The following is an 11,946-nucleotide window of genomic DNA, read 5'->3' on the forward strand; positions in this document are numbered from 1 at the left end:
GCCGGGAGCTATGTCGCCATCATCGAGTAGCGTCCGCGCCATGGACGATCCCGACATCGCAGCAAAGGCCGTCACGCTGTTGTGCCTCATTGTTTTCGGCGGCTTCGCCGCCTGGTGGACCGGAACATGGCTACGAGATCTGTGGCGTGCGGCCCGATTCGACACCAAGGCGCTGTACTCCGAGTTTGACCGGCTGATCAACGCCACCAACGAGGACAATGAGCTCCGCATCGACCTTCTCAATCTCGGGTTCACCGAGGATGACCTGCAAATCCACCACATGGTGGTCGGCCATCGCGGGGTCTACACGATTCCCCGTGGGTACTTCGTTGAACAGGTCAGGCAGGCCGCGCATTTGCATAGCCGCATCCTGCTCGGGCTTGGCGGTCAGCGACATTCGGGTCAAACCCAACTGACCAATTGAAGCAACTTCGCACTTAACTCCAGAGCCCTCTGTCTAGCCAACAAGACGGAGCACTATGACCTTCACGTTTTTGTGCACGACCGCGTAGACGATGAGTCCGGCTCCCCCGCCGAATTCGGTGGTCCACTGGTCGCTGGCCTTGTCGTAGTCGCCGTATCTTTCGGGGTCGTCGAGCAGCAGGTCGAGCTTGAGGTCGATCTGACGCTGAACAGATTCGGGGAAGGCTTCGTACTGTGCCCGCGCGATCTCCAACCACATCGGCGAATACCTCGCCATCAGTGCCGTTTCCAGCCCGCGTCGGTGCGTGTCAATAGGCCGGCGGTGTCACCTGCAGCAGCGCGGGCTACCGCGTCGCGTTCAGCGTCGGTAGGAGGGTGCAGCCGTAGATGGGCGCGACCCCACCACTTGGTGATGACGGCTTCGACGCGGCGGAGGTCGAGGTCGTCATCGGCTTCTGCCAGGGCGATGCGGAATTCGGCTTCGAACTCCACTAAATCTTCGGGGGCGTGTTCCGCTAGGACGGCGCGGATCGCCGGGCCCGTTCTCTCTAGACCGACAGTCACGGCTTCGAGTGTGGCACAGATGCCGACGCATGCGTGGGCGACACAGTGCCCGTTCTGGGGCTGCCAATATGTTTGCTGCCGGATCGGGTGATCCAGTTCGTCGCAACGGTTGTGGGATAGTTCGTCGTGGTTTGCATGGTATTAGGTGTGGCATTGCCTGTGGTGCGTTTCATAGCGCTATTGACGGTCAGCTGCGGCACACGATTGAGGACACGATACCCAGTGTTCTGGCTACTTTTCTGACATGTCGACTATCTCGCCCCACTGTCCGCTGAGCGGCCGGGTTCGTTGCGCAGTTCGTTGCGGCATCGAAGGCGGAGGCCGCCTTGGGTGCGGAGCCACGGTCCACGCCGGTGCCTGGTTTGCCATCTTTCCGGCATTGACTTAGCTGGGCATTGGCGCGAGAACCTCGGTGACCGCATAGCGGCCCAATCGCGCGGGCCTCGTGTTACTGCGGGGGCTGGATGATTCGGATCTGCCTGCGGGCGGGGATCTGGGCGATGGTCAGTCCGGCTTGCTGGCATGCTTCGATTCCGGTGATCGGGTGTTGATCGTCCGGCCAATCATGTTGGCCGGCTTCGCCGAAGAGTGCTACCGCATTCGGCCGGGGGCTGGTGGTGAAGCGGGTTTGGTAGCGCAGGCCGGCGAAGTGGTGGTCGTGGAATGCGGCGGCCCATGCTTGCGGTGCGGCGTAGCTGGCGCAGGTCCCGAGCTCTCTGGTGACACCGTGTGTGGCGGCGTCGTCGTGGCAGACGTTGGCAAGCCATCGGCCCTTGGGGACCTGCAGTCGCGAAACCTGAGTGTTCTGGGCCGCTTTCCAGGTGACGACGCCTTGCTCGACGAGGTCGTGTCCGAACCGTTCTCGTAGAGCGGTGGTGATGTCGGTGGCGAGGTAGCAGGTTCCGGAGGGGCCGACCAGATCGAACCGTCCGGAGAGATCTGAGGAGAACCACCACGGTGACATCCCGGCGCGGTGCGCGCGGGTGAGGGCGAAGCTGGGGCGTAGTCGCCATCTGGGAAAGCCGGTGAGGTCGGGCGGCGGATTCCCGATCGCGGGTTCTTGCCGTGGTCGGATCACCGTTTCCAGCTTTCGGCGGTGTCGCGGGCCATGTCGAGGACTCGTTGCGGATCGCGGCCGTTGCGGAGCCAGCTGCTCGGCCGGTGATCGTCGAGAAGTTCCGAGGGGGCTTGCAGCCATAGCGCGGTCATCCACGGGTCGTCGTCCGCTTCGCGCAGGATGGTGAGGACTTCTGTGAGTGCGGGCAGGGCGGTGCCGTTGGGTAGGAATTGCCAGGCCGGGTAGACGGTTCCGCCGTCGGCGAGTGGGCAGGCCAGGATGGCGTGCTTGGCGGCTTTCTGGTGGAGGGCTTGGCGTGTGATTCCGAGCCAGCGGGTGAGTCCGGCGGTGTCGTAGAACGGGCCTGCGATCTCGTCGAAGACGTGGCTGTGAGGCAGCGCGGAGACCATGGCTTCGGCGAGGTCCTCGGGATCGCCGAATGTTGTTGCCAGGTCGACATCAGCTGCGCTGGCCCTGGCCAGGTGAGCGTGCAGCCTGGCATTGACTGCTCGCATCACTCGGCGTTCGTAGGACGCGATGTCAGTCATGTCTGCTCCTCTCCCCGTGGCTATGCTCAACGTACAATTGACGTCAAGCTCGTCAAGCATTTTTCGTCAAGTACGTCAATCTTACTTGAGCGCCGGCAGGGGTCTCGCGGCAAGCTCGGCGGCAGACAGGTCAGAGTTGCCAGGAGGCTGCAGCGTCAGGGTTCCGTTGCGGTTACTGTGGCGAGGTTCGTGCTACCTAGCGTTGTGCATGTCGTGGCGTGCTTCGTAGCAGAAGTCGTTGTGCGTCTCTCACTTGTGGCGCGAAGTTCGACATAAGCCATAGATGCACTGGATAAGCTAGGTTTCTAGGATTGCCTCCAGGCTTCGCATCATCGCGCCCCACGGCTTCGTTCGTTGCGGTGTTCGTTTCGCAGCTCACATCCTCTGATTGTGTGCGTTGGACGGTCGTTCACATCGGATATGGCCGCTTGCACTTTGGGTATGAGAGGTTAGCTGTGAAGGTCCGGCTTGAGGGCTCCACGGACTGCCGCCGCGAACCTTAGCTTGGCAGCGCAGACTCGCTGACAGCCAGTTATTTGAGACCTTGGGCCGGAATCCACCAGCCTGCGGTGGTATCGGCACCAGCTCCTGGACACCCCCAGCAGCAGCAGGGTAGGTGCGCTGGGACGTCGAAGGTGGCCGGCTCCTCCGCAGACGCGAAAACCGCCCTCAGCCGCATGGGCTGAAGGCGGTCTCGCTGCCCGTTAGTTACTACGCAGCTGCGCCGGTCGACTTGTTCTTTCCGCCGCCCTCGTTGCCGCCGCTTGTGCTCGACGTCGAGGTCTGCCCGCGGTCCTTCTTGCCGGTGACCTTGTCGACGCCGTTGCGGATGTCCTTGCCGAGTCGATCGACGCGCTTCTGGACGTTCTTCCCAGCTTCCTGCGCTGCTCCGCCGATGTCACCCTTGGAGAGCTTGTCGGTGACGGCCTTGGTCTCGGCGGCCCGCTTGTCGAGGCTGCGTTGCGTCTTGGCGACCCGCTCATCGGCGGCGTCACGCAACGCCTCGCGCTGCTTCTTCAGCGACGTCGCTACCGACTTGGCGTCCTTGGCGATGCCCTCGTCCTTGAGCAGGTCGACATCCGGAGCCAGATCGGACAGCGATGGCGCGGCCGGCGGCTCCTGCTCGGTGACATCATCGGCCGCGTCGAGCTGTTCGGCCTGCTTCTCGGTGACCTGCTTCTCGACGACAGGGGCCTCGGTCGTTGACATCAGTCGGGCCTGAGTGCCCGATGTGGTGACCGGCGCCGGGTTGGGTGCCGGGTCGAGTTTGTCGACCTGCATCGCGTCGTCGATGGCGCCCTCGGCCTGCGCGTTGAGCTGGTCGGCGATGTCGAGCATCGGCTTGAGGGCGTCGCGCAGCGCGGTGAAGCCCTCGTTGGCCAGATCCTGTCCGGCGTCGAGTGCCTCGTTGATGAACTGCGAGACGGCCATGAAGACGGCGTTCTGGATGATCGCCTTGGCCGCATCGTTGAACCCGGCCTGGCCGACGATGCTCGGTGTCCACGCGACCGGGTTGAGCAGGTTCTCCTGGATCCCGTCGAGCAGGGTGTTGCTGATCGTCCAGCCCGCGTCGAACTGCTGGCTCGGGGTCAGTGCCGAACGCCAGATCAGCGCCTGGTCGCCCGCCATGTCGAAGCCCCGCTCAAGGGTGACGGGGTCAACGTCCTGGTATCCGGCGTTGATCGCCATCCGCAGCGCGTCTTCGATCGAATTGTGGAACGGCTGCGGCACATTCACCCCGGCGAGCCCGAGCAGGCGCGGCAACAGGTCCAGTGGCTCGAGGATCGGCAGGTTGCCGGAGTCGTAGGTGACGAAGTAGGACTGTCCCTCGGGGAGTCGAAGTTCGTCGGAGATCAGGTTGAGGGCGCCGGCGAGAAGATCGCCGACGATGGGCACATCATCGATGACGTTCACCAGCTGTGCCCACTGGGGTACGGCATCCAACCCTTGCCCGCCCGTCGGGTCGAGCATCACGATCCCACCGTTGGTGACTGCGGCGAGCAGTATCGGAATCTGGTTGCCCGGCTTCAAGACGCCGAGCGGATCGATGTTGGTGTTCGCGAGGTTGAGGCCGTCCGGGATCAGGTAGGTGATGAGGAAGCCACCGGCCGCAGCGTTGGCCCACGCCAAAGGATTCAACGTGGTGGGGGCGTCCGACCAGATGTTGTAGGCCGCGGTGATGTCGAGCACCGAGGTGTTGAGAATCTTGGTGATCTGGCCGTTGGAGTCCTCGTTCGTGTAGCTACCGCCGGCCGGGGTGGAGAGGTTGAGCCCGAACAGATTCGTGAACGGGGTGAACAACGCCGCCAGCCCACCGCCCGGCCGACTCGGGTTGTTGACGAAGATCAGCCACTGCCCGGTGACGCCCTCGCCCCAGTCCGGGTTGTTCTCGGTGACCGCCTTGATCATGTCCCGGTAGGCCAACGACGTGGTGATGCCGCCGAATCCCTCCGACAGGATGATCGCTCGGCGCTGGTTCAAGAGCGGAGTGACCCCGACGATCGCCTGCAGCGTCTCGTCGACGGTGGTGTTCCATTCCACGTCCGCGCCCGGGAAAATACCGTTGATCAGGCCAGGCAGCAGCGAAAGTGGCGTGAGCCCGAGTGGCCTATCCAGGACACCTAGATTGAGAAAATCGACGGCCTCGATGACCTCGCGAGCAATGCCCAGAATCAGATCACCGCTGTACTCCAAACCATTGACGGAGTCATACACGTCACCGGGCAGCGGACCCGGGGCGCCGGTCTCCACCGCCAACCCGAGGAGATCAAACACCCCCTGCACTGCCTGTTGCGCTTCCTCACCCAGGACCCCGGCCAGCGCGAGGACCGCTTTCTCCGGCGTGAGCCCGAGAGCGTTGGCGACCCAGAAGATCGGTCCGACACCGTAGAACCCCGCGACGGCGGTCAGGTCGACGTCGGCGTTGACGACCTGCGCGGCGGCGATCTCCTGATCGGGGCGCGCGTGGATCGTCGGCGAAGTAACCCCGAAGGTGAGCGCCGCGGTGGTGGCCATCGCTGCGGCGGTGACGGCGGCGGCTTTCGCTTTGCGGAGCTTGGGAGGGGTGGGAGGGGTGGGCTGTTCGTACATGGGCACTCCCAGAGGTCGGCTGCAACGTGATCTGAGTTACACGTCGCCGACACCGTAGCAGATGCCTCTCAGGTCAATCTCAGCTTTGCCAAAGCACTCACCGGCAACTGGCCATCAACCCGAGAACCCCCCCTCTGAACAGGCAACCAGACACTCGACCCGGTTTGCCGACAAGCCTGCTCGTCCTCGCTACCATCGAACTATGCAGTCCCCCAGCCCAGAGAAACCTAAGAGACTCTGCGCGAAATGCGACAAAACTGAGAGCTACAAGGGCCTCTGCTCGAAGCACTTCAGAGAAGCCAACGGCCTCAGCGGCGCGAGTCGACGCCAGCTCACCGAGGAAGAAGTTCGGGAGATCCGCCGCCTGGCCGCCGACGGTGTGAATCGGTGGGATCTCGCGTTCAAGTTCGGCGTGACGGCGGGCACCATCACCACGATCACGTCTCGCAGGTCATGGAAGCACGTCAACTAAGCACCCATTTCGTTTCTCGCTTGCTCGCCAAGCGCCTCGTTCAGCGCTCCCCTACTGATGCTGCGCTCGACCGCGACTGCGCGGGTGGCTAGCCCGGAGTGGTCGCCGGCCGCCGCAAGGTGCCGCCACACACAAAGCGGCGGCTTTGCCACCGGCAAGCATGGACATGCGGAAGGGGTTCTGCGGGCGGGGAAAGACCGCCGCGTTGAGTGCCTTGCCCCGGGGGAGCGCATCGACGCGGCGGGGCGGCAATTCGGGCAGTGTTGGCGGCCCGCCGGAAATCAGACACGTGAAAAGAAAAGGCCCCCCGAAGCCATATGGCCGCGGAGGGTACCTTCAGTTTTCGCAAGGTCCAAGCCCTCGCCTCTAATACCTAGACTAGCAAGGAGACGCCCCGTGCTTCAAGGTCCGAAGCTCACGGCCGTCACCGATCACATCACCAACGCCCGATTGACGCCGTACTTGCTCGCCACCAGCTCTGACCTGGGCGCTGCACTCAATCTGTACTCCTGGAACATCGAACTGGCCGGAGCGATGTATGAAGCACTTGGCGTTGCCGAAATATTCCTACGCAATGCCATCGACACGCAGTTGAGAAGCTGGAACGCGGGACAGCCGCACCACCCGACTCGTGGGATCACCTACAACCATGAATGGGTCAAAACCCCGGCCACACCGCTGTGGGGTGTACTCAATCCACGTAGGCGCGGAGCTCCCGGAAATCACTCAACTTACGGCGACGCATTGCGCCGCGCGGAGAAAGACCGCGATGCGCGCGCGCCGGGACACCGCCGCCACGGTCATGCGGTCGATCACGACGATGTCGTTGCGCACCTGACGTTTGGTACGTGGAACGTGCTGTTGCCCCGCAAGGACCCCTCCACCACTCCGGCTGGGTTGAAACCGGCTCCCCAGGCCCGCTTATGGAACGAGGCGCTACACCAAGCGTTTCCGCATCACCCCGACCCTGCGGTGGTGAAGTTCTGGGTCGAGCGGTTGCACAGCATCCGCAATCGGGTAGCGCACATGGAACCGTTGCTCGACATCGACGCCATGGGATACCACCGGACGGTGGCACGACTACTCAAAGCCATCGACCCCGCACTGACCGACTGGTATACCGCCAACAGTCGTGTACCAGGGGTGTGGCGACGACGACCAGCCCGCTGACTCGATTCTCGAGAAACGAGGCAGCGCACGCGACCAACGCTACGGTCGCATAGCACCAGGTCGCGGTGTCTCATTTGTAGTCTCACGCAGCAGATCCGCGATGTCAGATGCTCGTCACCCCGGCCGGTGCCACGCCTCGGTGCGTGGGTCGGCGGGACGCACCTTCTCGGCGAGTTCGCAGCGGCCTGTTTATCGCAGCAGGTGATGCAGTCGCACCTGCACTGAGGCGGGTTCTGTGTCGCCGGCCTCGGCCAGGCGGCGGGGATTCGATGCGGCTGGCATCTATGAGTTCGATAGGTCGAGCAGGCCGCGGACGTCGCAGCGGGTCCGTGGGTTAGGCATCGGAGTCGTCGACCACATCACCCTCACTGATGGGCTGCGGCGCGTCTCCCGCAAAGGAAGTCGATCGCGAATCGGCGGCTCGACTACCATGGTCGATGTAACGCCCCGGCGACTATTCAAGCTTCACGGCTTGGACTCCCGGGGCAACAGTCTTTTGGGGGCTGCGTGGATGCGGCTGCGGGCATCGATGGCCTTTCAGAGCGAGGCAGACCTTAGCTCGACAACCTGCCCTAACGGCTATAAGCTAACGTTAGTTTCCGTTAAGGAGGTGTGGGATGGTTTTGAATCTTGAACTTGATCAACTGCTGCACGACCGATTCGACATCGGCACCGCTGACTTTGTGGCAGCGCTAAAGGCGCTCCCGGCGTTGCGGCCGTGGGCTGCCTCCCTCACCGAGGAAGAGGCCCGGTTGCTCGATGACGCCGGTTTCGCCGAGGACCGCGAAGCGTTGCTCGCTGCCGGCGCCGAGATCGCCGGCCACGTCGCGCACCTTGCTGTCACTGCGTTCACCGCAGAAGAAGTCGCGACCGGGTTGGGCGTCAGCGCGTCGCGGGTGCGGCAGAAGAGGCTGGCCGGGGAGCTGTGGGCCATCCCTGATGGCCAGACGTGGGTGTTTCCGGTGTTGCAGTTCGAAACCGGCACCGACGGTGGTCCATCCCGTCAGATCCGTGGGCTCGACCAGGTGCTCAAAGCGTTGCCTGATGGCATGCATCCTGTTGCCGTGGCCGGGTTTCTGCGCTCCCCGCAGCCGGACCTCTATCTCGATCGTGCGCTGACCCCGGTGGAGTGGCTGCGCAGCGGCGGCGACGTCGCCCAGGCGGTCGCCGCGGCCGGCAACATCGTCTGGTACACCGTGTGAGCGTTCGCCTCCCAGGGCCGCCGCCCGTTGGTGAGCTTCGAACGCTCGGCATCCGTGATGTCGAGTACTGCCTCGTCTTGACTTCTGAGTTGTGGTGGCGCGTTCACCGCACGACTGGGACTCATGTGCTGGCGTGGAATGGCTTCCGTGAGCATGGCCCTCATTTGAGATTCGATCCCCATCCCCCACCGGCGCGCGAGCATCCAGGTGTTGGTGTCTGGTACGGCGCTTCGGCACCCACGCCGGCCCTGGCTGAAGCTTTCCAAACCACGCGCGCGATCGACCGCCATCACGGCGGCCCGTACCTGACAGGTCTGCGATTCACCCGGGAGCTGCGGCTGCTCGACTTGTCGATGGACAGCACGGGGGCCTGGCCCACCAGAGCTGGCGGCACCTTCGCGTTGTCGACGGGGCCCCACTCGATCACGCAGCGTTGGGCCCGGCGGATCTGTGAGGCATTCCCAGATCTGGACGGTTTGCGGTACAACAGTCGCTTCGCCGGCCAACCCTGCGTTGCGCTGTTCGCGCCAGCCAAGGCTGCCATGCCAGCTCGTCCTGTGTTGTCGCTGCCGCTGAGCCATCCAGGGCTTGCCCTGCGGGTAGGTGCCGCCGCACAGCGGCTCGGCTATCTGGTCCTCTGAGGGACCTTCGGCTGCTGACGCTGAGGTCCGGCAGCCTTGCAGGCAGGTGGACGCGCTGCGGTGATCGTGTCCCATGTGGGGGTTTGCGGCCGGGACGTGCGGTGCGTGTGTTGGTTTGTGATCGCGTGGGCTGCGGGCTCGCTTCGCCGACCATGTTCTCGGCTGTCGTGGTGGCACGGCGCGTCGTGGTTCGTGTGTTGCTGTCACTCGGTTCGGCGCTGGTTCGTCGCGTGGATCATTGCGGGACGGCTGCTGGTCTCTGTGGCGGCTATTGTGGCGGTCTTCGTTGTTGCATTCATTGCGCAGTCGGGCGTGCCTCCTGACGTCAAAGGCATGGCGATAAATATGCATGTCGGACTAGTTTTCGGGCACAGCCCAGCGATCAGCGCGGCACTGACGCTGGTGGGTGGTTTCGTGGCGAGTTTCGTTGCGCCCATGTTCTCGACCTGCTGGGCACCAGACGAGTCCGTCAGGCACCACTCCACTAGTTGCGTCAACAAGGGCATTGACATTTGCTGGGTTCTCCGGGGTTCCGAAGTACCTCCCGCGGACCTACCTGTGGGCTCGAACGCCGGTGCACACCGACAGCACAGCTGAGCTGGGCGTGACAGGTCGGTTGCCAACTGTTCGCCAGGACAGGTCGCATCGGGGAACTCTAGACACCCGTAGACAGAGATCCGGCCCGCTCCCAGCTGCCTGGTGCGGGCCGAACGATAGTTCCCGGTATACCCAGGCTGGGGGTCGTGTCGATTGCGCACCGCGCCACGCGCTGCGTCTGCGACAGGCTGTCGCGTTAGTTCTTTTTGCGATTCTTTCGCGTATGGTTGTGTCATGTCACCGATGCGCATGGGAAGTGCCACTCTTGTTCGGTGGTCGGCCAACGCTGGCGCACTGGTCGCGAACCAGACACCCGCCACCGCCCTTCGGTGTTTCGGTGCATACCGCCACGAGAGGACCTCGTCATGATCAGGACACTTGCAGTCACGTTCGCCGCCTCAGCGTCGATCGCCTTTTCGATGGCCGCGGCTGCGGCAGCCTCCCCCGCTGTTCAAGCCCAGGAGGACCAGCCTGGCTGGGACTGCCGCACGATGGGGAACCACGAGTGCGGTCCCGCCAACTCCCAGGGTGTCCCGGCCGGCCGCTACGAAGGTGGCGTGCTGGTGCAGGCGTGGGACACCGACCGATGAGGACGCAGAACCCGCACGGTGCGCTCACGTGGCGCACCATGGGCACCGATCCTTCGTGCGACGAGCTGCGCATCGAGGTCTCGTGGGGTGCGTGGCCCTACAGGATCGTCGCTTATGCCAACGACGCTCTGGTGGAGCGCTATGTACCCGATGCCCCGCGCCGGCACCACTTCATCGAGCGCGGCGATCGTGCGTTCGAGTCCATGCTGAGCGAAGCGAGAGCCATCGCCGAGCGCTGGGATGCCGAAGTTCAGGTCGGCGCCGCGCGTCAAGGGTTCCCTGTGTCTCGGTGAGCAGAAACGGCGGCCGCGGCGTTCAGCGCCGACTCGAAAGCGTGGCCGTGGCGATTCCGCCCGCCATCGGTGTTGAGCAACCGGGGTGGGGGCCGTTCAACGGTGGCGGTGGGTATGTGATGAGGAAGCCCTTGGTGGTGTTCCACCGGCGCGGGTTCGGTATCGGTGCGGCGGCCGTATGCCGTCCGGGCGGGGGCGCCGCTCAGGGTGATGCTGACACTCTCAATGGCGGTGGATTGTGAGCGTCTCGCGGCTGCTGGGGTACGCACGTGTTTCGCGTGGACACCCGGCGTCGGTGCAGCACGATGCGCTGCTTCTGGCTGGCGTTGAGGTGGACCTGGTGTACACCGACGAGCTCGACGGCATCGGCCGGGATTCGCGGTCTGCGATGGCGGCGTTGCTCGACGATGCCCGTGCCGGGGACATTCTTGTGGTGGTCGGCATGGATCGGCTGGGCCGCTCCCCCGCTGAGGTGCTGGAGACGCTCGTCGACGTTGGCGACAGGGGTTTGGCGTTGCGGTCGCTGCGCGAGGATCTCGACACCAGCACGGCGGTTGGCCATGTGGTTGTCGGCGTGTTGGCGTCCCTGGGCGTGCTGGAGCGGGAAGCGCGGCGGGAGCGACGGGCGGGCCCGGCACGTCGGCGGCGGGAGCGTGGTCAGCATGTAGGCCGGCCGCGGGCTCTGACGGCCGAGCAGCAGACCGAAGTTGCCCGCCGCTACGCCGATGGCGAGTCTGTCGCGAGCTTGGCCGAAGCGTTTGGCGTGAGTCGGGACACCGTGTACCGGGCTTTGGCGCGCGAGGACTGAGGCCCGGCGCGGGCTGCGATGGGCCTTGGGGCCGCTGCGATGCATGCGCGTTCGCGGCGCGTGGTGGCCCTGATGCTTGCGGCGGGTGCGGGTGTCGTCCGTTCACGCGGCGCCTTATTTGGCTGGACCTGTCGACGTGCGGCTCTCGGCGCGCGTAGTGACCTCGGAGAATGCGCTGGACGGCCCCCTGGCTGCTGAACGTGCGCAATGTAGGGGTTTGGGTGCTGATCGGGGGTCGAGTGCCTCTGCGGCCACGTTGGGGCCTTTTGCGGCCTTGCGGCATTTCGGGGCGTTCATGCCGTTTTGCATTTCTGCAGGTCAGCGGTCTGGACGCGGGTTGAGCGCACTCCCCTGCCTCGCGTTCGCCTGTCGGGTGTCCGCGTCTTGATTTGACCGGAAGCTGCCTCGTTTGCCCCTTGCGGTGCGCATCCGCGTAGTGCAGGGAAGCCGTTTGCTTGCAGCGACCTTGAGTAGGTAGGTCTGCGTTTCCC

The 11,946-nt window shown here is 64.3% G+C and carries 13 protein-coding genes; 8 read left to right on the forward strand and 5 right to left on the reverse strand.

The features are described from left to right. Positions 1–40 precede the first annotated feature (40 nt). Positions 41–424 carry a hypothetical protein gene (locus ACNUDN_RS30170; RefSeq protein ID WP_419125498.1) on the forward strand — a complete coding sequence of 128 codons (384 nt, stop codon included), beginning with the start codon at positions 41–43 and terminating at the stop codon, positions 422–424. A 33-nt stretch (positions 425–457) separates the two neighbouring features. Here ACNUDN_RS30170 and ACNUDN_RS30175 read toward each other — a convergent pair whose 3' ends face one another. The 5 genes from ACNUDN_RS30175 to ACNUDN_RS30195 all read right to left on the reverse strand — a co-directional run bounded on the left by ACNUDN_RS30175 (position 458) and on the right by ACNUDN_RS30195 (position 5,682). After that, the gene (locus ACNUDN_RS30175) at positions 458–682 is read right to left on the reverse strand and encodes a hypothetical protein (RefSeq protein WP_419125499.1); all 225 of its coding nucleotides are present in this window, start codon (positions 680–682) and stop codon (positions 458–460) included. Between the two features lie 17 nt (positions 683–699). Continuing rightward, positions 700–987, reverse strand: coding sequence for a DUF6247 family protein (locus ACNUDN_RS30180; RefSeq protein WP_419125500.1), 288 nt, complete (start codon positions 985–987; stop codon positions 700–702). Positions 988–1,435: 448 nt separating this feature from the next. Then, positions 1,436–2,065, reverse strand: a complete 630-nt coding sequence (locus tag ACNUDN_RS30185; protein WP_419125501.1) for an RES domain-containing protein — start codon at positions 2,063–2,065, stop codon at positions 1,436–1,438. After that, on the reverse strand, positions 2,062–2,592 hold the full coding sequence (locus ACNUDN_RS30190) for a hypothetical protein (RefSeq protein WP_419125502.1): 531 nt from the start codon (positions 2,590–2,592) through the stop codon (positions 2,062–2,064). The genes ACNUDN_RS30185 and ACNUDN_RS30190 overlap by 4 nt, the downstream gene beginning before the upstream one ends. Before the next feature lie 711 nt (positions 2,593–3,303). Then, positions 3,304–5,682: an alpha/beta hydrolase family protein gene (locus ACNUDN_RS30195; RefSeq protein WP_431961382.1), complete on the reverse strand. Its 2,379-nt coding sequence runs from the start codon at positions 5,680–5,682 to the stop codon at positions 3,304–3,306. A 202-nt stretch (positions 5,683–5,884) separates the two neighbouring features. Between ACNUDN_RS30195 and ACNUDN_RS30200 the strand changes: the two genes are divergently transcribed. The 7 genes from ACNUDN_RS30200 to ACNUDN_RS30230 all read left to right on the forward strand — a co-directional run bounded on the left by ACNUDN_RS30200 (position 5,885) and on the right by ACNUDN_RS30230 (position 11,455). Continuing rightward, complete coding sequence (locus tag ACNUDN_RS30200; protein WP_419125504.1) at positions 5,885–6,154, forward strand: hypothetical protein; 270 nt, start codon at positions 5,885–5,887, stop codon at positions 6,152–6,154. Positions 6,155–6,550: 396 nt separating this feature from the next. Continuing rightward, positions 6,551–7,324, forward strand: coding sequence for a hypothetical protein (locus tag ACNUDN_RS30205; RefSeq protein ID WP_419125505.1), 774 nt, complete (start codon positions 6,551–6,553; stop codon positions 7,322–7,324). A 617-nt stretch (positions 7,325–7,941) separates the two neighbouring features. Next, positions 7,942–8,526, forward strand: a complete 585-nt coding sequence (locus tag ACNUDN_RS30210; RefSeq protein WP_419125506.1) for a hypothetical protein — start codon at positions 7,942–7,944, stop codon at positions 8,524–8,526. After that, positions 8,523–9,167 carry an RES family NAD+ phosphorylase gene (locus tag ACNUDN_RS30215; RefSeq protein WP_419125507.1) on the forward strand — a complete coding sequence of 215 codons (645 nt, stop codon included), beginning with the start codon at positions 8,523–8,525 and terminating at the stop codon, positions 9,165–9,167. The genes ACNUDN_RS30210 and ACNUDN_RS30215 overlap by 4 nt, the downstream gene beginning before the upstream one ends. 962 nt (positions 9,168–10,129) lie before the next feature. Further along, positions 10,130–10,354, forward strand: a complete 225-nt coding sequence (locus ACNUDN_RS30220) for a hypothetical protein (RefSeq protein ID WP_419125508.1) — start codon at positions 10,130–10,132, stop codon at positions 10,352–10,354. Beyond that, positions 10,351–10,647 (forward strand): hypothetical protein, encoded by a 297-nt coding sequence (locus ACNUDN_RS30225; RefSeq protein ID WP_419125509.1) that lies wholly within the window; start codon positions 10,351–10,353, stop codon positions 10,645–10,647. Before ACNUDN_RS30220 ends, ACNUDN_RS30225 begins: the two co-directional genes overlap by 4 nt. Before the next feature lie 238 nt (positions 10,648–10,885). Next, positions 10,886–11,455 carry a recombinase family protein gene (locus ACNUDN_RS30230; RefSeq protein ID WP_419125510.1) on the forward strand — a complete coding sequence of 190 codons (570 nt, stop codon included), beginning with the start codon at positions 10,886–10,888 and terminating at the stop codon, positions 11,453–11,455. Positions 11,456–11,946: the final 491 nt, after the last annotated feature.

Origin of the sequence: Mycobacterium sp. smrl_JER01 (assembly GCF_048513595.2) — a bacterium.
GTDB lineage: Bacteria > Actinomycetota > Actinomycetes > Mycobacteriales > Mycobacteriaceae > Mycobacterium.